This window comes from Mycobacterium sp. PDNC021 (assembly GCF_048282635.1).
Lineage (GTDB): Bacteria > Actinomycetota > Actinomycetes > Mycobacteriales > Mycobacteriaceae > Mycobacterium > Mycobacterium llatzerense.
In genome coordinates, this window is the sequence record NZ_CP182502.1 from 5,712,140 (window position 1) to 5,733,710 (window position 21,571).

Consider the following 21,571-nt stretch of genomic DNA (forward strand, 5'->3'; position numbering starts at 1 on the left):
TCGTGATTTGTGCACGAAAATCCGCGACCGGCGCGGAAAATCGTGCACAAATCGCTATTGAGACGGCCGCCACCACTCATCCAGCCCCGGCAGCCGCGCCGGCTCCAACCGTTGCCCCGGCATCGGCACGGCGACATCCACCGATTCGTCGCGCGCCGCGACGATCATGCGTTCGACCGGCTCGGACCACGGGTGCGGGGCCAGCCGGAACGTCGCCCAGTGGATCGGCACCAGCAGGCCACTGTCGGTGACGTCGCGGTGGGCGCGCACCGCGAACTCCGGGTTCATGTGGATGTCCGGCCAGCCCGGGTGGTACGCGCCGATGGGCATGAGGGTCAGGTCGAATGGCCCGTAGTCGGCGCCGATGTCGCCGAAGCTCTTGGTGTAACCGGTGTCGCCGCCGAAGAACGCCCGGTGCTGCGGGCCGATCAACGCCCACGACGCCCACAGGGTGGTGTTGCGGGTCAGGAAGCGGCCCGAGAAATGCCGGGCCGGCGTGCACACCAGCGTCAGCTCGCCGAGCCGGGCGCTCTCGTTCCAGTCGAGTTCGACGATGCGCTCAGCCGGGATGCCCCACCAGCGCAGGTGCGCGCCGATGCCCAGCGGCACGAAGAACTTGGCCCGCTGCATGCTCGCCAGCTGAGTGACGGTATCGATGTCGAGGTGGTCGTAGTGATCGTGGCTGATGATCACCGCGTCGATCGCCGGCAGCGCCTCCAGCGGCGCGGGCACCTCATGCAGCCGCTGCGGACCGACCGTCCGCGACGGCGAGCACCGTCGGCTCCACACGGGATCGGCCAGCACGCGGTAGCCGTCGATCTCGATCAGAGCCGAGGAATGCCCGAACCAGGTGACCGCCAAATCCCCCGCAGGCAGCCCCGGATCGGGCACCACCAGGGGCACGGGCACCGCAGGCTTCTGCTCGGGGCTGCCGACGACCAGATCGCGCAGCAGGCCGGCCTGCTGTTCCCTGGTCAGCCCCGTTTCCGACCCGGGCTCCAGGTTGACGAACACCCCGTCGTGATAGTTGGGCGAACGGGCCGCCACCGCGTTGATGTCCACGGGGCCGGCGCCTAGTGCGGCGGGCGCGCCGTTGAGCGCCCGCACCACCCAGCCACCGGCTACCAGCGCCGCCGTTCCCCACATCAGTCGCAGTGCCCGTCGCAGCATCAGGCGCCCTGGAACCTCGGCGCCCGCTTCTCGAACCGGGCCACCTGGGCCTCGATCACATCCGGGCTGGCCCAGGCCTTGTTGAACATGCGGGTGTGCTCGCCGCGGACGGTGTCGTAGGCACCGTCGTCGTTGAGCACGCGCTTGGAGTGCGCCACGGACAGCGGCGCGTGGCCGGCGATCTCGGCAGCCCAGGCCTGCGCGTCGGTCAGCGAGCCGACACGGTTGATCATGCCGGTCTGCACCGCGGTGTCGAAGTCGAGGCGCTCGGCGGCGATCAGCATGGCGCGGGCACGGCCGTGTCCGACCAGCGACGTCAGCCGGCGAATGCTCCAGTTGTCCAGTGCCAGACCGTATTTGGCGATGGGGAATTGGAAGTAGGTCCCTGGAACGGCCACGCGCAGATCGCAGATCATGGCCAGGATGACGCCGGCGCCGATGGCCGGGCCGTTGAGCGCCGCGATGACCGGGATCGGGCTGGCGTCGATGGCCAGGTTCAGGGCCAGCGCCTTGTCCGGCAGCTCCCTGGCCACGCCCTCGGCGTCGGACAGATCGGCGCCCGCGCTGAACACGGTGCCCTGCCCGGTGAGCACGATCGCGCGGGTATCGGCCGGCGAGGCCTTCTCGATTTCTTCGCGCACGCCGTCGACAAGTGCGGCGTTCAGCGCGTTGCGCCGCTCGGGGCGCTGCATTTCCAGGGTCAGGACATTGCCGTCCCGGGTCACTCCGATCATTCGGCCAGCCTAGGCGGTACGACGATCAAGCGGCGAGGCACGAGCCGTGTTGCGGAGTAACGCACGTGTTCGGGTGCAACGATTGCCCCGTGCCGCCTACCCCGTCCGACCAGCCCCGGGCGAATCGCATCGCTCACATGTTGACGCTGGTCGCGGCCAACGCGATCCCGGCGGTGGGCTGGTTCTCACAGGAGTGGTCAGCGGCGACGACGCTGATCGTCTACTGGTTCGAGACCGTCGTCGGACTGCTGTTCATCTACGCGCGCGGTGTCCTGCAGCAGCGGTGGAACCCGCGGCGCGGCCATTTCCGGTACGAAGCGCCGCAGTCGAAAGGTCCCCAAGGCAAGCCCGGTTCCTTCATCAAAGGGTTCTTCTTCATCAACGCGGTGTTCTGCGCGGCGCACGGCGTCTTCATCGCGGTGCTCCTGCTGATCCTCACGCACAACGGAAACGCCGAGCTGGTGGGTCTGGACTGGCGCAGCGCGGGCATCGGCTGCGGGCAGATGCTGGTCATCATCGTGATCGATTTCCTCGTGGATGTGCCGTACCTGCGCCGCTGGTCGTTCGGTCTGCTCGAGCAGACCGCCAACCGGAGCTTCGGTCGGGTCGGGGTGGTGCATCTCGCGCTGATCTTCGGCATCTTCGCCGCCGCGGTGAGCAACTCACCCGCCCGGATGTTCGGGGTGTTCGTCGTGCTGAAGACCCTGTACTCGCTGGCCAGCGGACTGCCGCAGTACGAGCCCGCCACCCCGCCGAAGTGGCTGAGCCGGCTGCTGAATCGCATCCGCCGCGAACCCGAGGGAGAGCGGTTCGAAGACATGTGGGTCAAGGATCAGGCCGCCGAGGTCAGGCGCCGGACGCGAAACGACGAAGTGTGGACCGGGGCCGGTCGGTAGCCGATTAGCCTGACCGAGTGAGCCGGACCGGGGCACGACAGTTCTTCGACGCCATCCTCGACGCCGGGTCGTTCCGCAGCTGGGACGGACCGCCGCTGGAGGTGGCCGTCACCGACGCGTACCGCGCCGAGCTGGCCGATGCGACGCTGCGCACCGGGCTCGACGAGTCCGTCCTGACCGGCGAGGGCACCGTCTCCGGTCGACGCGTGGCTGTGCTGGCCTGCGAATTCGACTTTCTGGCGGGCTCGATCGGAGTGGCCGCGGCCGAGCGGATCACCGCTTCCGTGCAGCGTGCGACTGCGCTCGGCTTGCCGCTGATCGCGTCGCCGTCGTCGGGCGGGACGCGCATGCAGGAGGGCACCGTCGCGTTCCTGCAGATGGTGAAGATCGCCGCGGCCGTCGAGCTGCACAAGAAGGCGCACCTGCCCTACCTGGTGTATCTCCGGCACCCGACGACCGGCGGGGTGTTCGCCTCCTGGGGGTCACTCGGGCACCTGACCGCCGCCGAACCGGGCGCCCTGATCGGCTTCCTCGGGCCGCGCGTCTACGAGCACCTGTACGGAGAGCCGTTTCCCGAAGGCGTGCAGACCGCCGAGCACCTGTTCGCGCATGGCGTGATCGACAGCGTGGTGCCGCTGGGCAAGCTGCGCGGCGTCGTGGATCGGGTGCTGACGGTGGTCACCGACCCGCCCGACCCGATTTCGGCGTGCTCCGTGACGGTCGGCGATACGAATCACGCCGAAATCACCGAGGCCCCGGCGTGGGATTCGGTGGAGGCGTCGCGGCGCGTGGACCGGCCGGGCGTCGACTACCTGCTGGCGCACGGGGCGACGGACCGGGTGCTGCTGTCCGGGACCGGGCGCGGCGAATCGAGGACGACGCTGCTGGCGCTGGCCCGGTTCGGCGGGCAACCCGCGGTGGTGGTCGGTCAGCGCCGGGTGATCGGTGGCCTGGTCGGGCCGCGCGCGCTACGGGAGGCGCGCCGCGGCATGGCGCTCGCGGCCGGCTTGCAGCTGCCGCTGGTGCTGGTGATCGACACCGCCGGACCCGCGCTGTCGCAGCAGGCCGAAGAAGACGGGCTGGCCGGGGAGATCGCGCTGTGCCTTGCCGAACTCGTCACGCTCGACACCCCGACGGTCTCGGTGCTGCTGGGGCAAGGCAGCGGCGGGCCGGCGCTGGCGATGGTCCCGGCGGACCGGGTACTCGCCGCGCAGCACGGCTGGCTGGCGCCGTTGCCGCCGGAAGGCGCCAGCGCCATCGTCTACCGCGACGTCGACCATGCCCCGGAACTTGCTGCCGCCCAAGGTGTTCGGTCCCTGGATCTGCTGAAGGCCGGGATCGTCGACGTGATCGTGCCCGAGAATCCCGACGCCGCCGACGACCCGGTCGGGTTCACCGAACGGATGTCCTCCGCCATCGCCGCCGAGCTGCACGCGTTGCACACCGTGCCCGCCGCGCAGCGGCTCGGGGTTCGGCTGCAGCGGTACCGGCGGATCGGCGTTCCCGACAGCTGATCACGCCTCGTCGAGGTAGCGCTGCAGCGTCGGCGCGAGCCAGTGGACGAGGTCGCCGTCGCTCATCGCGACGATGGGCGGCAGCTTCAGGACGAACCGGCACATCGCCATGCCGAGCACCTGCGTGGCGATCAACCCGGCACACCGCGCGGGGTCAGTGGGGTTCAGCCGGGCGATCGCCGGCCCCAATTGCTCGGCGAAGATGGCCTGCATACGTTGCGCCGCTTCGGCATTCGTGGTCGACGACCGCAGCAGCACGATCAGCCCGTCGTCCTGGGTCCAGCGGTCCAGGAAATGTGCCACCAGCGCGGCACCGAGTTCAGCCCTGGGGATGTCCGACAGGTCGGGGAAGCGCAGGTCGAATTCAGCTGCGGCGGCGAACAATTGGTCCTTGTTGCCGAAGTACCGCATCACCATCGACGGATCGATGTGCGCGTCCGCGGCAATGGCTCTGATCGTCGCTGCCTGATAGCCGGTCGTCGCGAACCGCTCCCGGGCCGCGGCCAGGATCACCGCTTTGGTCTGTTCCGACGATCTACGCATGCCAACAAGTGTATGCCAACAACTGTTGACTTTGGCATCGCGGCGCGCCACGATGGGTATGCCAACAACTGTTGACATACGTCGAAGGAGACGCAGATGACTGACACCGATGTGCTGATCGTCGGAGCCGGCCCCACCGGACTGGCCCTCGCCGCCGCACTACAGGCCCGCGACGTCGACACCGTCGTCGTCGACCGTCTGACGGAGGGCGCCAACACCTCGCGCGCGGCAGTGGTCAATGCCCGCACACTGGAGGTGCTCGAGGAGCTGAAAGTGTCTGAACGCCTGGTTGAGCTGGGCATTCAGGCGCCGCGGTTCACGATCCGCGATGGCCACAAGACCCTGATTCCGGTCGACTTCAGCGCACTGCCGACGCGCTATCCCTACAGCCTGATGGTGCCGCAGTGCACCACCGAGCGGGTACTGCTGGACCGGCTGGCCGAACTCGGCGGCAAGGTCATCCGGCCCAAGACCCTGACCGGCGTCACCCAGGACGCCGACGGCGTCACCGCGCAGTTCGATGACGGCGAGACGATCCGCGCGCGGTATCTCGTTGGCGCCGACGGCATGCACAGCGTAGTCCGGGAGCAGGCCGGGATCGGGTTCAGCGGCGGACAGTACGGGCAGTCGTTCGCCCTGGCCGACGTCCGCCTGACCGGTGACGTCACCGCGGACGAGGTGATCCTCTTCTGGGCGGCCACCGGACTCACGGTCGTCGCTCCCCTGTCCGGTGGCACCTACCGGATCGTCGCGCCCGTCGACGCGGCGCCCGAAGAGCCGTCCGCCGCTTTCGTCCAGGAACTGCTCGACACCCGAGCCTTCGGGCCGGGCCGGGTGACGGTGACCGACGTCGAATGGGGATCGCGGTTCCGGGTCCATCACCGGGTCGCCGACAGTTACCGCGCCGGGCGGGTGCTGCTCGCCGGGGACGCCGCGCACGTACACAGCCCCGCCGGTGGCCAGGGCATGAATCTGGGCATTCAGGATGCCATCGCGTTGAGCGATTCCCTGGCAACGGTTTTGGCGACGGGGCGCGATGAGGTGCTCGACGAATACAGCGCCACCAGGCGCCCGCTGGCCCAACAAGTCGTGACGCTCACCGACCGACTGACCCGGCTGGCCACCTTGCCCGCGCCGGTCCGTCCCATCCGGAACCTGGCGATCGGGCTGGTCGGCCGGATCCCCGCCGTGCGCAATCAGCTGGCGTGGCGGCTGTCCGGGCTGTCCAACCGCTGAGCCCGTCCGGAAAACGGAAAGCCGGGCCTGGTCTTCGGGGGTGACCAGGCCCGGCGGCCTATCTTCCGCTCAGCCGTTGCAGCAGTGCGACTTCTTCTTCCCCGCAGGCACATTCAGCGCCGGATTGCGGTCGAAGAAGCTGACCGGCTTGAGGGTGAACCCCGCGTAGTCGACCGGCATCATCGGCCAGTCCTCGGGCCGCGGGAAGTGCGTCAGCCCGAAGGTGTGCCACAGCACGACGTCCTCGTTCTCGATGTTGCGGTCCTGCGCGACGAACTGCGGCAGCCCGTCCCCGCCCGGGTGCTGGTTGACGATGTGGCCCGCCGGATACCGCTGCTCCGGATCGTATTTCGTCACCCACAGGTGCTTGGTGGTGAATGCCGCGCGCTTGGCGACCGAGCTCGACGGGTCGGCCAGCAGGGTGGGCTGCCCTTCGGGATAGAGCGCGTAGCCGACGTTCTGCCCCAGCCGGTTCTGCTTGTTGGGGTTGGTGATGTGCCAGACCCGCGCCTTCAGGTTGTCGGCCATGCGCATGGCCTCCAGCTCATGGGTCAGCTTAGTCTTCTGCTGCACAAATCCGTTGCCCCACGGGTTATCCGGGCCCATCGGGGCGGCAACAGCGTCGACCTCCTCGACGGTGTTTGCGTGCCCGTCGACGGACATGTCCAGGCGCGCCGAGAACAGGTGCTGGTGGAACGGGGCGCCCAGGCCGGGAGCGAGCTCCGAGGCGAACGGGTCCGGCGCGCGGTAGGCGGAGGCGAACACGACGCCGGTCGCCTTGACCTCCAACTGCACCGTGCCGTCGAGGTACAGGTACCAGAAGAAGCCGTAGTCGTAGTTGCCGATGGTCAGGAAGAAGGAGATGACCAGGCGGCGCTGCCGGCGGACCTCGGCCATGCCGTTGAAGATGTCGACGTGCTTCCACAGCACGCCATAGTCCTCCTCGTGCAGGCAGATCGCGTTCTTGATCAGCCGCGGCTCGCAATTCTCGTCGGCGATGGTGACGTCGAAGTACTTGATCTCGCCGAGGCAATCACAGCCCAGTTCAAGGGAATTGGTGTAGCGCCCGAACATGTACTCGCCCTGGTCGAAGTAGTTGATCCAGTAGCGGGACGGCGACGGGTGGGCGTACGGCACCACCATCTCGGCGACCGATGCCCGGTAGATCAGGGGCCGCTCGTTCTCCCCGTCCTTGATCGACAGCTGGTGCAGGGTCAGGCCTTCGCGGATGTCGAAGCCGAACCGGAAAGACCAGTCGGCCCAGGTGATCTTGTTGCCGTCGACGGTGAAGCTGGGGCCTTCGGGCTGGGTGATCTCGATGGGCTTGAGATCGGTGCGGGTGGGCGTCGCGTGCGGCTCGGCGTCCCACTCGGAGCGCTCGCTCGGCACCGGCAGGTCGTCATGATCGTTGACCGACAGGACGTGCTTGGCCGTCACGTCGATGGTGGCCAGCAGCCCGTCGATGGGATGTCCCCAGGGCAGGTCGGCGTCGTCGTACTGGTAGAAGCCGAGCACCCGCACGACGCGCTTGCCGACCTCGTCCGCATGACCGAAAGCGCCGGCCGACAACGGAACTGCGCGCACCTTCTCGGGGTCCAGGCCACGCTTGCGGATCGCGGCGACCCACTCGTCGCAGGCCAGCAGCATCGCCTCGATGTCGCCGAATTCCTCGTCGAGGATCGGCACCTGCCCTTCGGTGACGGGGTCGACGGTGTGCTCGTAGACCACCGCGTTGTCGGTGATCGACACGATCGCGTCGGTACCCTTGCCGATTGCCCGGTCCAGCAACATGATTCGGGCCCGTCGCTCGATCGGATCGCCGGGCTGGAACGCCAGCACCACGTCCTTGTGAGGTTCCTCCAGCGCGGCGTAGACGAAGCGGACGCTCTCGCCGAGCAGGCCATGTGCGCCGACGATGCGACGTACCTCGCGGATTTCGTCGGCACTCAGCGGGGTGAGCGGGTGATCGGGGGTGGTGGTGTCGGACTGGGTGCCAGGCTTGTCCAGGGTGGCGGTCATCGTGCGATCTCCTTTGCGATATCAGGGTTTTCGTTCTGTTGAGCTCCGGCACGTGGCCGCATCAGCGCGACCACGATGCCGCCGACGAAGGCGCCGACCAGCAGGACACCGAGGATGGCGGCCATCGTGCCGGAGCCGCCGACCAGCAGCGGCAGGTTCACCGCGGTCATCACCGACAGCGCCGCGAGCCCGACGAATCCGAGGCTCGGCGCGACGACGGTGTGCCACGGCCGCGTATCGAGGCGGGTCCGGCGGAAGAAGACGACGACGGCCGCGGACGTCAGCGTCATCAGCACCACGATGCCCACCGAGGCGGCGCCGACGAACCAGGTGAACACCTGCGTCACCGGCTCCAGCCCGGCGAGGACCGACGCCGCGACCAGCACCAGCGCCGAGAGCGTCTGGGCGAACGAGGCGATGTGCGGGGAATCGTGGCGCGGGTGCGACCGGCCGCACCGCTCGGGCAGTGCCCGGGTGTTGCCGAGGGAGAAGATGTAGCGGGCCAGCACATTGTGGAAGGACAGCAGCGCCGCGAAAAGGCTGGTGATCAAGAAGATCTGGACCAGGTCACCGGCCACCGTGCCGACGTAGTGGGTCGCGGTCTCGGTGAGCATGGTCGCGGGGTTCTTCGTCGCCTCGTCCACCGCACCGGAGTCACCCCAGGCGCTGACCAGCGCCCAACTGCTCAGCGCGTAGAAGCCACCGATCAGCAGCAGTGCGGCATACGTCGCCCGCGGGATGGTGCGCACCGGATCGCGGGCCTCGTCGCGGAACACGGCGGTGGCCTCGAAACCGATGTAGCCGGCCAGAGCGAAGATCAGCGCGATGCCCGGGGCGCCGGAGAAGAAGTTGTCGGGGTGCAGCACCGCCGCCGAAAGTCCTTGGGCACCGCCATGTCCGATGACGGCGGCGTTGATCACCAGGACGATGCCGACCTCGCACACCAGCAGGACGCCCAGCACCTTGCCCGACAATTCGATGTGCCGGTAGCCGAGGAACCCGGTGACCGCCATCATCACCAGGGCATAGAGGTACCAGGGCACCGACGGTCCGCCGTGGGCAGTGACGAGCTCGTTGATGGACGCGCCGATGTAGCCGTACACACCGACCTGAACGGCGGTGTAGGACAGCAGCGCCAGGAACGCGGCGCCGAGTCCGGCATGCCGGCCGAAGCCGTGCGCGATGTAGGTATAGAACGCGCCGGCGCCCGTGATGTGCCGGGCCATGGCGGTGAAGCCGACCGCGAACAGCAGCAGGACCGCGGTGCACACCACGTACGACGCCGGGTAGGCCGCCCCGTTGCCGGCGGAGATACCGATCGGGAAGGTGCCGGCGACGACGGTCAGCGGCGCGGCAGCGGCGACGACCATGAACACGATCGCCACGGGGCCGAGCCGGCCCGTCAATCGGTTCGGCTGAGCGCCGGTGCTTCGACCGGCATCGAGAACTGCGTCAGTTGTCATGACAGCACCTTCGCTGGAATTGAATGTGAATTGGTTGCGGTGCGGTAAGGCTTCGGTGAGTTCAAATGAGAATTACCGGTTCAGCGAATTCTCATTTGACCGGCGAATTCACAGCGCGACGTTGATGGCTTTCGTCTGGGTGTATTCGGCGATGGCGCCCTCGCCGAGTTCACGACCCCAGCCCGACTGTTTGTACCCCCCGAATGGCAGGGCAGTGTCGAACGCGTTGTGGCAGTTGACCCACACGGTGCCGGCCTTGATCTGCTGCGCCACCCGGTGTGCGGTCGACACGTCTCGGGTCCACACGCTGGCCGCCAGGCCGTAGGGCGTGTCGTTGGCCGCTTCCCGCACCCCGCGGTCGCGGTTGAACGGCACCGCCACGGCCACCGGCCCGAAGATCTCTTCCTGGTAGACGTTGAAGTCGCGGTTCACGTCGACCAGCAGCGTGGGCTGCACGTAGAAGCCGGTGTCACCATGGCGGCCACCGCCGGCCAGGGCGCGCGCACCCTGCGCGATGCCGTCGTCGAGATAGCCGGTGACCTTGGTGAGCTGCTCACGCGAGACCAGCGGCCCGATGTCGTTGGTGGGGTCCAGGCCGGGCCCGATCCGCAGACCGGCGGCGTGCTCGGCGACACCCTGGGTGAACTCGTCGAAGATGGTGTCCTCGACCAGCAGTCGGGTGCCCGCGGTGCAGGTCTGGCCGTGGTTGAACAGGAATCCGCCGGCCACGCCGGGAATCGCGGCCTCGAGATCGGCGTCGGCGAAGACCACCTGCGGGCTCTTGCCACCCAGTTCCAGCGAGACCTTCTTGAGGTTGCCGGAGGCGGCGTTGACGATCTTCTTGCCGACCTCGGTCGATCCGGTGAAGGCGACCTTGTCGACGCCGTTGTGCGCGGACAGGGCAGCGCCGACGTCGCCGAAGCCGGTCAGCAGGTTGAACACCCCGGCCGGGACCCCGGCCTCGGCGATCACCTCCGCGAGCAGCAGCGCGGTCAGCGGGGTCTGCTCGGCAGGCTTGAGGATGACGGTGTTCCCGCAGGCCAGGGCCGGTGCGACTTTGAACGCGGCCATGACCAGCGGGAAGTTCCACGGGGTGATCTGGGCGCAGACGCCGACGGGCTCACGCAGCGTGAAGGCGTGGAACTTGCCGCCCGGAGCCCACGGGACCGACACCGGGACGGTGCGGCCCTCGATCTTGGTGGCCCAGCCCGCGTAGTAGTAGAAGATTTCCGCAGCCCAGGTCACGTCGACGGCTTTGGCGACGGCGACGGACTTGCCGTTGTCGACGCTCTCCAACTCCGCGAACTGGTCGGCCCGGGCGGTGATGCCCTCGGCGATCCGCCAGATCATCCGCTGCCGCTGCGCCGGCGTCATCGTCGGCCACGGGCCGTCCTCGAACGCTCGCCGGGCCGCCCGCACCGCGCGCTCGACGTCCTCGGGGCCGCTGTGCGGGACCGTCGTGATGACCTGCTCGGTCGCGGGGTCCACGGTGTCGAACCGCCGGCCGGAGACCGACTCGACCCACTGACCGTCGACGTACATCTGCAGCGGACGGGAAATGAAATCGGCGGTCCGCGGGTCCAGATCGGCGCTGAGCGTGGCTGTCATGGAAATCATGTTTACGCTTCGATGTGGTGCGCGTCACCACTAATTCCGAATGGGTATTTACGGTATTCGGATTCTCATTTGAAATGGCTTCACCATTCTCATTCGGACCGGTTGATAATCGCAGCTCGGGCCGATTTGGGGGCTACGAGTGGGCTCCCCCGACGTCGGTCCCGACGCAGATTCTCATTTGAAGATTTTGGATGTTTACCCGACAACGCTGTCGGGGTCGGCGGCGATCGGCTACCTTCCGACAAATGGGCCCCACCCGCACCATCCGGAGCCGCTCGCCGGTCGCCGGGCTTCAGCGCGCACAGCTGACGTTCACCCAGGTTCTCGGGCAGTCGGTCTCGGCGGTGGCCCCGTCGGCGGTGATGGTCACCCTGCCGGCGCTGGTCCTACCGGCGGCCGGGCACCTCACGATCGCGGTGTTCATCCTGACCGCCCTCATGATGACCGCGGTCGGCTACTGCATCACCCAGTTCTCCACCCGGATGGTCGCGGTCAGCGGGCTGTACAGCTACACCGTCAAGGGCCTCGGCCCGGTGCCCGGCATCGCGGCCGGCTGGTCGCTGGTCATCGGCTACGCAGCGGCGGCGATGGCCAGCGCGCTCGGCGCGGCCAGTTACATGGCGGCGCTACTGGGCCGGGTGGGGGTACCGACCGGCAAGCCCGTCATCGCCGGCCTGACCGTACTGGTCGGCGGCGCCGCGCTGATTCTCATGGTGCGGGGCATCAGACTGTCGGCGCGCATCTCGCTGGCCGTCGAATTGTTCGCGATCGTGGTGGCCGGCGTAGTCCTGATGATCGCTTTCGGCGGAGCCGTCACCGGCAGCGCCGCATCATCGAAAACGGTTGCCGATGCGCCACATTCAGCCCTGGGCTTCGCCATCCTGCTCGCCATCACCTCGTACGTCGGGTTCGAGAGCGCCAGTACCGTGGCTCGCGAGGCCCAGCGCCCGTTCGTCACCGTGACGCGGGCCATCCGCTGGACGCCGCTGGCCCTGGGTGCGCTGTACACCTTCGCCGCCGTCCTGCAGGCCACCGGCAGTATCGAGACCCGAACCGGGTCGACGCCCATCGTGCTCTCCCTGCCGGACTCGGCCGACACCCTGGCCGGTGCGCTGTCCGTCGCCATGGAGATCGGTATCACCGCGTCCTGGATCGCGTGCGTGATCGGTTCCACCACCGCGTTGTCGCGGACGCTGTTCGCGATGGGACGCGAAGGCCTACTGCCGGACACGATGGGCCACGCCCACCGGCGGTACCGCACGCCGCACGTCGCACTCAGCGTCGCGGTGCCGGTGATCGTCGCCGTGCCGGTCGGCTACCTGTTCGCCGCGGAGTCCAGCCGCGACGTCCTCGTCGGGCTGCTGGCGGTGTCGGCGCACGGCTACATCGTGGCGTATCTGCTGGTGTGCCTTGCCACTCCGGCATTTCTGCGCCGGATCGGCGAGCTCACCACCGTCCCGCTGATCGTCGGACTGGCCACCGCCGCCACCATGGTCGCGATCATCATCTGGGCCGCGCTGACGGTGGCGTCGCCGGTGTGGATCGCCACCGCGGTCTACTCCGTTCTGCTGGCAGCGGGTCTGGCGGCATTCCTGGTGCGCCGCCGTCGGGTGCCCGATCTGGCCGAACGGGTCGGGGTGTTCGACGAGACCATCGCCGGCGACGTGTTCGCCGACTACAACCCGTGGGAGGTGCGCCGATGAGCCCCGCCGACGGCGCGCTGTCGGGCCGTCAGCCCAAAGCCGTACAGAGCGCGCTGCAGGTGCTCGAGGCGGTCGCGCTGGCCGGCACCGGCGTCACCGCCAAGGACATCGCCGAGCACCTGTCCATGCCGTCCGCCACCACCTACCGGCTGCTGAATCTCCTTGTCGCCGATGGCTATATCGTGCGCCTGCCGGACTTGTCGGGGTTCGCACTGGGCCCGCGGATGGGCCTGCTGATCGACGCCGCCGTCTCCCCCGCCGTGTGCACCAAGGCCCGCGAGACGCTGGCCGAGCTGCGGCTGTCGGTGCGCTTCGGGGTACACCTGTTCTACTTCACCAACACCTCGGTGCGCCTCGCCGACGCCGACGGCGAGTACCCGCCACCGGCAGACGAGTCGGTGCTGAACCGGAACCTGCATGCCAGTGCGGTCGGCAAGCTGTTGCTCGCGGAGAAGCGCGATGCCGACGCGCTGCTCGGACCCGCGCCGGCCGCGCTGACCGACCGCACCGTCACGTCGAAATCGGCTCTGGCCGAACAACTCACCGAGGTCCGCGAGCGTGGGTGCGCGGCCCAGACCGGTGAGCTGCGGCCCGACTTCGCGTGTGTTGCGGTACCGGTCCGGTCCACCACTGCGACCTTGGTGGCCGCGGTGGCGATGTCCGGCCGGGCCGAACAGGATCAGCTACTGCACCGCCAGATTCCGGTATTACAGGACTACGCAACCCAATTGGCACCCCTGCTGGCATGACGCCGATCAGAAAGGAATCGAGGCGATCATCGCGCCGTCCCCGGTGACCAGGCTGTCCTTCTTCAGCGTCGTACCGAAGTACTTCGCCCGCGGATCGACCACCACCCGCTGATCGTCGTGATGGATGGCCAGTACCTCGCGAGCCAGCCGGGAGAACGGGATCTTCTCGGGCCCACCGATGTTGACCACGTGGTTACGCGGTGGCTCTATCGCGACCTCGGCGAGGAAGGCCGCCACTTCGTCGGCCGCGATCGGCTGAATCAGCGCATCCGGCACCCGCACATCGTGCTCGTCGCCCTCGTCCGTTGCGGCCTCGACAACCATCGACTCGACGATCGCCTGCGCGAACTCGCGGAACTGCGTGGCCCGCACGATCGTGTAGGGCAGCCCCGACGACGCGATGATCCGCTCCTGGGCGACCTTGGCGCGCAGGTAGCCGCTGTCCGGCAACTCGTCGACTCCCACGATCGACAGTGCGACATAGTGGCCCACCCCGGCCGCCCGTGCCGCGGCCACCAGATTGGTGGTCGATGCGACGAAGAAGTCCATCACTTCGCTGTCCTCGAAGGACGGCGAGTTGGTGACGTCGACTAGGGCGTCGGCGCCCGCGAGCGCCTTGGCGAGGCCCGCGCCGCTGCAGACGTCGGCACCGGAACGCCGTGACGCCGCGACCACGTCCTCGCCCTCCCGAGTCAAGAGGTCAACCAGTAGCGTTCCGATGAGGCCACTGGCCCCCATTACTGTCACCTTCACTGTGCCAACACCTTTCGTCGTCGCCCCGCCGACTTGGGAGTCGGACACCCAGCCTACGTCGCACAGCGGGCCGAGATTGCGAAATCGACGCGACGCGGGGCACGGCAGCACGGCCACCGTGCCCCACCTAACCGGGTCTAGCCGGTGATCGCCTCGGCGACCTTCACCCCGACGAGCACCACCGCCACCAGCAGGTAGCCGCGCAATGCCACCATGCCGGCCACCCGCAGCGGCGACCAGGCCGGACGATCCAGGGTGTCCAGGGCGGGCGTGCGGAAGCTGTCCCGCTCCTGGTTCCGCAGCGCCTTCCGGACTCCACGATCGTCGGGCTGCTCGTCCAGATCCTCCACCTGCTCGGGGTCCAGGCCACCCAGTTCAGCGGCGACCGCCGCGGCGGCCTGCTTCCGTTGCGTGCGCCGCGACCGCAGCCCCGCACCGGCGATGGCCACCCCACCGAGCACGCCGACGGCCGCACCGGCACCGAAGCCCCACTCAAGTTGTGCGGCAGTCAGATTCGGGAAGAACGTCGCGGCTGTCAGCGCCAAGGACAGCAGCACCAACGCCCAGACGATCACGCCGGCCATGATGTTCTGCCGCATCGTGTTGACCCACGGCCCCAGCACGGCCCTGTCGTTGCACAGCAGCACCAGGAACACCGTCGCCGACGGCAGCAGCACCCCGGCCAGCGCCTGGACACCCTGAGTCAGCAGCCCCAGTACGTGATCCGGGCTGAACGACACCGCCGCCGCCACCGCGAGCAGCGCGGCGTAGCCCAGGTAGAAGGCGGGCGCCTCACTGACCTTCCAGTGCAACGAGTGCCGCTTGCCCAAGGTGTCGCCGAGTGCGTAGGTGGTGGCCAGTCCAACAGCGTTGGCCCCGATGAGCGAGGCGTCGAGCAGCAGGATGGCGAAGAGCGCGCCCGCGGTGTGAGACACGTGCTGGCCCAATTGCGTTGCCACGTCGCCCGCGTCGGTGAAGTTCCCGGCTGCGGCGGTGCCACCGAGCCCGAACGCGGCGGCAGCCATGATCGCGACCGCGCCCACCATCACCACGACGATGCCGATCCACAGGTCGACCCGCTCGTAGCGAATCCACTTGGGGGTCAGCCGCTTGTCGACGATGTTGGACTGCTGGAAAAACAGCTGCCACGGCGCGACGGTGGTGCCGACGATCGCGACGATCAGCAGCAACAGCGTCGAGTTCAGGCCGCCGGGGAACGACGGGACGAGACCACGCGCGGTGTCCGCTGCCGACGGGTGCACGATGAACGCCAACGGGAAGATCACGATGTTGATGGCGATCAGCGCGAAAATGAAACGCTCCCAACGGCGGAACGAACCACCGGCCACCACGGCGAACAGCAGCACCGCCGCGAGCGGCACCGAGATCGACTTGGGCAGCCCGAAGTAGTTCAACGCCATTGACACACCGACGAATTCGGTGACGATCGTCAGCGCGTTCACGATGAACAGGTCACCGACACTGAACGCACCCCAGAACTTGCCGAACCGGGCGAAGATCAGCCGCGCGTGTCCCACGCCGGCGACCGCACCGAGCCGGACCACCATCTCCTGGTTGACGTACAGCACCGGGATCAGCAGTGCCAGCGTCCACATCAGCGCCATGCCGTAGTTCTGGCCGGCCTGCGCGTAGGTGGCGACACCGCCGGCATCGTTGTCGCCGACCATGACGATGAGGCCGGGCCCCATCACCACCAGCAGCATCTTCAGTCGCTGCCAGCGACTGCGACCCGTCGTGGTCTCGTCGGTGCGGATGGTGCCGAGCGCGCCGACGATATCGCCGACGTGCGCGGTGTCGAGCACCGCGGTGCTCGGTGAATCATGTTGTGTCACTGACGTTCCACCGGCGGGTCGCGGCGTACGAGCGAAGAGGGCCATGGCGAGATTCCTCTCGGGGAGAATGGCAGCACAGCACGGGTCCGCCCACCAAATCGGTGGGCGGACCGTGCGGCCGAACGGTCAGAGGTCGGGGTGTGCCCCAAGGGAGGCCGAGATCACCGCGAGCGGCGTCTGCGACATCTGAAGGTTGTGCCGTTCCTGCGGAGTCAGGTGCGTGCGGGTGTGCACCATCCGGGCGATACGACGGACTGAGGTGATACGAAATACGGTCATGACAGGGCTCCTGTCGGGATCAGTCCCGCGGGCCGACAACAGCGCGCGTCGATCAGGCGCCGTCGGTCAGACGACCATCCCGATGACGAGTCGGCAGGGCTGCGGGAGAGCTTGAATGAAGTTGTTCACGTTGGGTTTTCGCTCCGGACTGGAACTCGGACCATCGCCAGGTTTCATTCGCCCCTCACCTCCTCGCTGCCAGGCCCCGGTCGGGGCAGTTGTGTCACGCATATCTATGACAACACGCAGGGGAGGACGCAGCATCCGAACTCGGCATCAAGAACCCGATAAAACTCGGTGCCACTTACACCCCTCTCGTCAGAGCTTCGGCACTGAACGACGTAATCCGCGAGCGGATAGCCACTTTGGGTAACCCCTTAATCCGGGGAGACCTGTCCTGACCCTGGGCGTCTCTCGACGTCGTCGGATCAGTGGCTTCTGTTCGTTCAGGAGCCTCGCCTAGCGAGGTGCTGACCAACCAAAGGTAACCCCGGTGCGCGGACCCGTCAACTTGGGGCTGTGACGCCGGCGACCCCGAGGGTGCGTGCAGATCGCGATTCCACCGAGAATCACGATCCACGCGCACATTCGTGGCGGAGTCGAAGTCGTGGCTGCGAATCACGGACTCTGTTGCAACACTTGCGATCTGAGGCTGTCACCATCGGCTGACAGTGTCCGGATTTGTGACAGCTCGGGGCCGAAGGCGCGCAGGAGGGAGGACGATTTCTGCGTTGACCTTGCGCCTACGTCCCAAAAGTTCGAGAGCCAGTGTGCGTATGCGCAGAGCCAACGGCTCCAATTCAGGGCTGTTCGAGACCGAAGATGCGGACGCTCTCGGCGCGCATGTCGACCTTGCGGACCTTGCCGGTGATCGTCATCGGGAACTCGTCGACGATGTGCACGTAGCGTGGAATCTTGAAGTGTGCCAGTCGATCTGCTGTGAATTCCCGGATTGCCACGGCGTCCAGCGGCTCCGCCCCCGGGCGCATCCGCAGCCATGCGCAGATCTCTTCGCCGTAGCGGGCGTCGGGTACGCCGATCACCTGGGCGTCCTCGATGTCCGGGTGGGTGTACAGGAATTCCTCGATCTCGCGCGGATACACGTTCTCGCCACCACGGATCACCATGTCCTTGATCCGGCCGACCACCGCGCAGTAGCCGTCTTCGCGCATCACCGCGAGATCGCCGGTGTGCATCCAGCCTTCGGAATCGATGGCTTCCCTGGTCTTTTCGTCGTTGTTCCAGTACCCGAGCATCACCGAGTAACCGCGAGTGCAGAACTCGCCCGGCTCGCCGCGCTCCACCGTCTCACCGGTTTCCGGATTGACGACCTTCACCTCGATGTGGGGATGCGCCCGGCCGATGGTCGCGGTACGGCGATCCAGGTCGTCATCGATCAACGTCTGGCAGGACACCGGCGAGGTCTCGGTCATGCCGTAGGCGATGGCCACCTCGGCCATGTGCATGTCGGCGACGCAGTGCTTCATCACCTCGACGGGGCACACCGAGCCGGCCATGATGCCGGTGCGCAGGCTCGACAGGTCCCGTCCGCTGAACGACGGGTGGGTCTGCATCGCGATGAACATCGTCGGCACCCCGTAGACGCCCGTGCACTGCTCGACTTCGACGGCATCGAGGGTGGCAGCGGGATCGAAACCGGGGGCCGGAATCACCACCGCTGCACCATGACTCATGCAGCCCAGCACACCCATCACCATGCCGAAGCAATGGTAGAACGGCACCGGAACGCACAACCGCTCCCCCGCCTGCAGGTTGATGCCCTCCGTGGTGAAGTAGCCATTGTTCAGGATGTTGCGGTGCGACAGCGTCGCCCCCTTGGGGAATCCCGTTGTGCCTGAGGTGTATTGGATGTTGATCGGATCGGTGTTGGACAGCGTGGCATGCCGCGCCGCCAAGGCATCGGCGCCGACAGCCGCACTGCCGGAACGTAACTCATCCCAGTCGGCGCTGTCCACGTAGACGACGTCACTGAGGCTGGGTACCTGCGGACGCACATCCTCGATCATCGCCGCGTAGTCGGACGTCTTGAACGACGTCGCCGAGATCAGCATGCGCATCCCGGATTGGTTGAGCGCATACGCCAGTTCGTGCACCCGATACGCCGGATTCACGTTGACGAGAATGGCGCCGATCTTGGCCGTCGCGAGCTGCGTCACGATCCACTGCGCACAGTTCGGTGACCAGATGCCGACCCGGTCACCCTTCTCGATGCCGCGAGCCAGCAAGCCCCGGGCGATCAGATCGACTTCGGAATTCAACTCGGCGTAGGTGTATCGCAGGCCTTGTCCGCGGTCGACCAACGCCAGGGTGTCGGGGTAAGCGGCAACAGTGCGCTCGAAGTTGGCCCCGATGGTCTCTTCCAGGATCGGGGTGTCGGTCGGCCCCGCGTCGTAGCTCAGCATCAGTTCACCAGGTCCTCGTAGCGGTACTCCGATGCGATCGGGGTGCCGGCCGCATGCGCTTGATCTTCACGCTTGCGCAGGTCCACGCGTCGGATCTTCCCGGAAATCGTCTTCGGAAGATCGCCGAATTCGACCCGGCGGACCTTGAGATACGGCGCCAGGTGATCGCGGGCGAATTCCATGATGGACCGTGCGGTTTCCTCGTCGGCGCTCCAGCCCGCGGCCAGGCAGACGTACGCCTTCGGCACGGCGAGCCTGGTGTCATCGGGCTGGGGCACCACCGCGGCCTCCACCACCGCCGGATGCTCGATGAGCACGCTCTCCAGTTCGAACGGCGACACTTTGTAATCCGACGACTTGAACACGTCGTCGGTGCGGCCGATGTAGGTGATGTAGCCGTCGCTGTCACGGGAGGCCACGTCACCGGTGTGGTAGTAGCCGCCCGCCATGACGGCCGCATTCCGTTGCGGGTCACCGAGATAGCCCGTCATCAGGTTCAGCGGGTGCGCGCTCAGCTCCAGGCAGAGTTCGCCCTCGTCGGCCGGCTCGCCGGTCACCGGGTCGACCAGCAACACCGGCACACCCGGCATCGGCCGCCCCATCGAACCCGCCTTGACGGGTTGCCCCGGGGTGTTGCCCACCAGCAGGGTGGTCTCGGTCTGCCCGAAGCCGTCACGGATCGTCAGGCCCCAGGCGTCCTGCACCTTCGCGATGACATCGGGGTTCAGCGGCTCCCCGGCACCCAGAATCTCGCGCAGCCCTTCGGGTTTGGCACCGAGATCGGCTTGGATCAGCATCCGCCACACCGTCGGCGGCGCACAGAGGGTGTTGACGCCGGCGCGACGCAACTGCCCCATGAGTGCGGCGGCGTCGAAGCGGCCGTAGTTGTAGACGAAGATGGTCGCCTCGGCGATCCACGGCGCGAACACACAACTCCAGGCGTGCTTGGCCCAGCCCGGCGAGCTGATCGCCAGGTGCACATCGCCCGGCGTCACTCCGATCCAGGCCATCGTGGACAGATGCCCGACCGGATACGAAACCTGCGAGTGCTCAACAAGTTTGGGCTTGCTGGTGGTACCCGAGGTGAAATACACCAGCAGCGGATCGTCCACCTCGGTGACGGCGGTGAACGGACCCGCCGAAACCACTTGATACGCATCGGCATAGCAGTGCCAGCCCGGCGCCGAATCCCCGACGACTATCCCGGTGTACTGCCCATCGACGGACGCGAACTTCTCCGCGTCGGCAGCGCCCGCCATCACGAAGCCCGCCCCGCCGCGGGTGATCCGGTCCGCCAGATCAGCCGGGCCCAGCGCGCCGGTCGTCGGCATCACCACCGCACCGAGCTTCGCCACGGCCAGCATCGACTCCCACAGCTCGACCTGGTTGCCCAGCATCACGATCACCCGGTCGCCCTTGCCCACGCCGAGCGACCGCAGCCACGTCGCCACCTGGTCGGACCGGTCGGCCATCTCCGCGAAGGTGTACCGCTGCTCATCCCCGCCCTCTTCTGTGATCCACAGCGCCACCTGAGCGGCGCGCTCCGGACTGCGGGCGATGACGTCGAACCAGTCGGTGGCCCAGTTGAACGTGCCGGTCAGCCGCGGCCAGCGGAAGGTGTCGACGGCCTGCGCGTAGTCACCGATCGATGCCACGAGACGGTCCCGCGCGGCGCGATATTGCTCGGTGTTGGTCGTGATCCCAGCGTCTGTCGCCATGAACGTAGGATCTACGTCACACGTACCCGCCCGCTACCCCCGAAAGAGGGTACTGACCGTGACCACCGGCCCGACCCTGCTGCGTCCGCGCGACACCGACGCCGTGCGCGCTGAGCTGCGACGGATCGGGACCGAGGGCGCGGTGCCGGTGATGTTCGGCGGCGAGGTGCACGACGACGCGCTGCTGCTCACCGAGTTCTACGGCACCCGGACCGGCCGGCTGCGGGGCCTGGTGGTGCGGTCGACGCTCGGTCTCGGCGGGGCCAGCATGGTGTCTGGCCAGCCGCTGGCGGTGGCCGACTACCGACGCGCGCCGTCGATCACCCACGACTACGACACGCCGGTGCTGTCCGAGGGCATCCGGTCGATCCTGTCGGTGCCAGTCGTCGTCGACGGCCGAACCCGGGCCGTGCTCTACGGCGCGTACCGCTCCGCCGCACCGTTCGGCGGACGGGCCATCGACTTGATGATGACGTCGGCCCAGCGGCTGGCCGACGAACTGGCCATCCGCGACGAGGTGGACCGCCGGCTGCGGCTGCAACAGGCCCCGTCCACCGACACCGTGGTCAACGCCGAACACATCCGTGAGGTGCACGCCGAGCTGCGTCGACTGGCAGCCGGTGGCGAGCAGGTCGCGCCGGCGCACCTGGGTCATCTCGCCGACCGGCTGGCCGAGGCCCTGGCCGGCGGGCCGGCGCCGGCCAGTCCGCTGAGCCCCCGGGAACTCGACGTGCTGGCGCAGATCGCGCTGGGCTGCACCAATACAGAAGCGGCCCAGCGGCTCTCGCTGAAGCTCGAGACAGTCAAGAGCTACCTGCGCAGTGCCGCAACGAAACTCGGCACCCACACCCGGCACGAGGCGGTGTCGAAAGCGCGGCAGTTGCGACTGATCCCCTGACCG

The 21,571-nt window shown here is 67.6% G+C and carries 17 protein-coding genes and 1 riboswitch; of the genes, 6 read left to right on the top strand and 11 right to left on the bottom strand.

Annotated elements, in window-relative coordinates; genetic code table 11:
- Positions 1-54: 54 nt before the first annotated feature.
- Together ACNO8X_RS27350 and ACNO8X_RS27355 are read right to left on the bottom strand one after the other, a co-directional pair.
- Positions 55-1,170, bottom strand: a complete 1,116-nt coding sequence (locus tag ACNO8X_RS27350; protein ID WP_418003547.1) for an MBL fold metallo-hydrolase — start codon at positions 1,168-1,170, stop codon at positions 55-57.
- Complete coding sequence (locus tag ACNO8X_RS27355) at positions 1,170-1,904, bottom strand: enoyl-CoA hydratase (protein WP_043390606.1); 735 nt, start codon at positions 1,902-1,904, stop codon at positions 1,170-1,172. Before ACNO8X_RS27355 ends, ACNO8X_RS27350 begins: the two co-directional genes overlap by 1 nt.
- An 89-nt stretch (positions 1,905-1,993) precedes the next feature.
- On the opposite strand from ACNO8X_RS27355, the gene ACNO8X_RS27360 reads away from it, so the two are divergent.
- Both ACNO8X_RS27360 and ACNO8X_RS27365 read left to right on the top strand, forming a co-directional pair.
- Positions 1,994-2,800: a DUF6498-containing protein gene (locus ACNO8X_RS27360; RefSeq protein ID WP_418003548.1), complete on the top strand. Its 807-nt coding sequence runs from the start codon at positions 1,994-1,996 to the stop codon at positions 2,798-2,800.
- Between the two features lie 17 nt (positions 2,801-2,817).
- Positions 2,818-4,314, top strand: a complete 1,497-nt coding sequence (locus ACNO8X_RS27365) for a carboxyl transferase domain-containing protein (RefSeq protein WP_418003549.1) — start codon at positions 2,818-2,820, stop codon at positions 4,312-4,314.
- Here the strand turns inward: ACNO8X_RS27365 and ACNO8X_RS27370 are convergent, their stop codons facing one another.
- The gene (locus ACNO8X_RS27370) at positions 4,315-4,857 is read right to left on the bottom strand and encodes a TetR family transcriptional regulator (protein ID WP_418003550.1); all 543 of its coding nucleotides are present in this window, start codon (positions 4,855-4,857) and stop codon (positions 4,315-4,317) included.
- A 96-nt stretch (positions 4,858-4,953) separates the two neighbouring features.
- Between ACNO8X_RS27370 and ACNO8X_RS27375 the strand changes: the two genes are divergently transcribed.
- The gene (locus ACNO8X_RS27375; protein WP_418003551.1) at positions 4,954-6,093 is read left to right on the top strand and encodes an FAD-dependent monooxygenase; all 1,140 of its coding nucleotides are present in this window, start codon (positions 4,954-4,956) and stop codon (positions 6,091-6,093) included.
- A 69-nt stretch (positions 6,094-6,162) separates the two neighbouring features.
- Here the strand turns inward: ACNO8X_RS27375 and ACNO8X_RS27380 are convergent, their stop codons facing one another.
- The 3 genes from ACNO8X_RS27380 to ACNO8X_RS27390 form a co-directional block, all read right to left on the bottom strand.
- Complete coding sequence (locus ACNO8X_RS27380) at positions 6,163-8,112, bottom strand: primary-amine oxidase (protein ID WP_418003552.1); 1,950 nt, start codon at positions 8,110-8,112, stop codon at positions 6,163-6,165.
- Positions 8,109-9,575 carry an APC family permease gene (locus ACNO8X_RS27385; RefSeq protein WP_418003553.1) on the bottom strand — a complete coding sequence of 489 codons (1,467 nt, stop codon included), beginning with the start codon at positions 9,573-9,575 and terminating at the stop codon, positions 8,109-8,111. Before ACNO8X_RS27385 ends, ACNO8X_RS27380 begins: the two co-directional genes overlap by 4 nt.
- A 108-nt stretch (positions 9,576-9,683) precedes the next feature.
- Positions 9,684-11,183, bottom strand: a complete 1,500-nt coding sequence (locus tag ACNO8X_RS27390; RefSeq protein WP_418003554.1) for an aldehyde dehydrogenase family protein — start codon at positions 11,181-11,183, stop codon at positions 9,684-9,686.
- A gap of 254 nt (positions 11,184-11,437) precedes the next feature.
- On the opposite strand from ACNO8X_RS27390, the gene ACNO8X_RS27395 reads away from it, so the two are divergent.
- Together ACNO8X_RS27395 and ACNO8X_RS27400 are read left to right on the top strand one after the other, a co-directional pair.
- The gene (locus ACNO8X_RS27395; protein ID WP_418003555.1) at positions 11,438-12,895 is read left to right on the top strand and encodes an APC family permease; all 1,458 of its coding nucleotides are present in this window, start codon (positions 11,438-11,440) and stop codon (positions 12,893-12,895) included.
- Complete coding sequence (locus ACNO8X_RS27400; protein WP_418003556.1) at positions 12,892-13,644, top strand: IclR family transcriptional regulator; 753 nt, start codon at positions 12,892-12,894, stop codon at positions 13,642-13,644. Before ACNO8X_RS27395 ends, ACNO8X_RS27400 begins: the two co-directional genes overlap by 4 nt.
- Positions 13,645-13,650: 6 nt before the next feature.
- On the opposite strand, the gene ACNO8X_RS27405 is transcribed toward ACNO8X_RS27400, so the two are convergent.
- From ACNO8X_RS27405 to ACNO8X_RS27425, 5 genes are all read right to left on the bottom strand, one after another.
- Positions 13,651-14,397: an SDR family oxidoreductase gene (locus ACNO8X_RS27405; protein ID WP_418003557.1), complete on the bottom strand. Its 747-nt coding sequence runs from the start codon at positions 14,395-14,397 to the stop codon at positions 13,651-13,653.
- Positions 14,398-14,534: 137 nt separating this feature from the next.
- The gene (locus ACNO8X_RS27410; RefSeq protein WP_418003558.1) at positions 14,535-16,295 is read right to left on the bottom strand and encodes an NRAMP family divalent metal transporter; all 1,761 of its coding nucleotides are present in this window, start codon (positions 16,293-16,295) and stop codon (positions 14,535-14,537) included.
- Between the two features lie 81 nt (positions 16,296-16,376).
- Entirely contained in the window at positions 16,377-16,529 is a 153-nt protein-coding gene (locus tag ACNO8X_RS27415) for a hypothetical protein (protein WP_418006075.1), read from the bottom strand.
- A 303-nt stretch (positions 16,530-16,832) separates the two neighbouring features.
- Positions 16,833-17,003: riboswitch (M-box (ykoK) riboswitch) on the bottom strand.
- Between the two features lie 326 nt (positions 17,004-17,329).
- A complete protein-coding gene (locus ACNO8X_RS27420) occupies positions 17,330-18,952 on the bottom strand; it encodes an AMP-binding protein (RefSeq protein WP_418003559.1) in 1,623 nt (540 codons plus the stop codon).
- On the bottom strand, positions 18,952-20,670 hold the full coding sequence (locus ACNO8X_RS27425; RefSeq protein WP_418003560.1) for an AMP-binding protein: 1,719 nt from the start codon (positions 20,668-20,670) through the stop codon (positions 18,952-18,954). Before ACNO8X_RS27425 ends, ACNO8X_RS27420 begins: the two co-directional genes overlap by 1 nt.
- Positions 20,671-20,728: 58 nt before the next feature.
- On the opposite strand from ACNO8X_RS27425, the gene ACNO8X_RS27430 reads away from it, so the two are divergent.
- A complete protein-coding gene (locus ACNO8X_RS27430) occupies positions 20,729-21,568 on the top strand; it encodes a LuxR C-terminal-related transcriptional regulator (protein WP_418003561.1) in 840 nt (279 codons plus the stop codon).
- Positions 21,569-21,571 lie beyond the last annotated feature (3 nt).

What these genes read in the sequence shown, in the direction of transcription:
- ACNO8X_RS27415 (WP_418006075.1), bottom strand. Translation starts at nt 16,529, where the DNA reads ATGACCGTATTTCGTATCACCTCAGTCCGTCGTATCGCCCGGATGGTG.
- ACNO8X_RS27390 (WP_418003554.1), bottom strand. Translation starts at nt 11,183, where the DNA reads ATGACAGCCACGCTCAGCGCCGATCTGGACCCGCGGACCGCCGATTTC.
- ACNO8X_RS27420 (WP_418003559.1), bottom strand. Translation starts at nt 18,952, where the DNA reads ATGCTGAGCTACGACGCGGGGCCGACCGACACCCCGATCCTGGAAGAG.
- ACNO8X_RS27370 (WP_418003550.1), bottom strand. Translation starts at nt 4,857, where the DNA reads ATGCGTAGATCGTCGGAACAGACCAAAGCGGTGATCCTGGCCGCGGCC.
- ACNO8X_RS27375 (WP_418003551.1), top strand. Translation starts at nt 4,954, where the DNA reads ATGACTGACACCGATGTGCTGATCGTCGGAGCCGGCCCCACCGGACTG.
- ACNO8X_RS27400 (WP_418003556.1), top strand. Translation starts at nt 12,892, where the DNA reads ATGAGCCCCGCCGACGGCGCGCTGTCGGGCCGTCAGCCCAAAGCCGTA.
- ACNO8X_RS27410 (WP_418003558.1), bottom strand. Translation starts at nt 16,295, where the DNA reads ATGGCCCTCTTCGCTCGTACGCCGCGACCCGCCGGTGGAACGTCAGTG.
- ACNO8X_RS27355 (WP_043390606.1), bottom strand. Translation starts at nt 1,904, where the DNA reads ATGATCGGAGTGACCCGGGACGGCAATGTCCTGACCCTGGAAATGCAG.
- ACNO8X_RS27425 (WP_418003560.1), bottom strand. Translation starts at nt 20,670, where the DNA reads ATGGCGACAGACGCTGGGATCACGACCAACACCGAGCAATATCGCGCC.
- ACNO8X_RS27350 (WP_418003547.1), bottom strand. Translation starts at nt 1,170, where the DNA reads ATGCTGCGACGGGCACTGCGACTGATGTGGGGAACGGCGGCGCTGGTA.
- ACNO8X_RS27380 (WP_418003552.1), bottom strand. Translation starts at nt 8,112, where the DNA reads ATGACCGCCACCCTGGACAAGCCTGGCACCCAGTCCGACACCACCACC.
- ACNO8X_RS27385 (WP_418003553.1), bottom strand. Translation starts at nt 9,575, where the DNA reads ATGACAACTGACGCAGTTCTCGATGCCGGTCGAAGCACCGGCGCTCAG.
- ACNO8X_RS27395 (WP_418003555.1), top strand. Translation starts at nt 11,438, where the DNA reads ATGGGCCCCACCCGCACCATCCGGAGCCGCTCGCCGGTCGCCGGGCTT.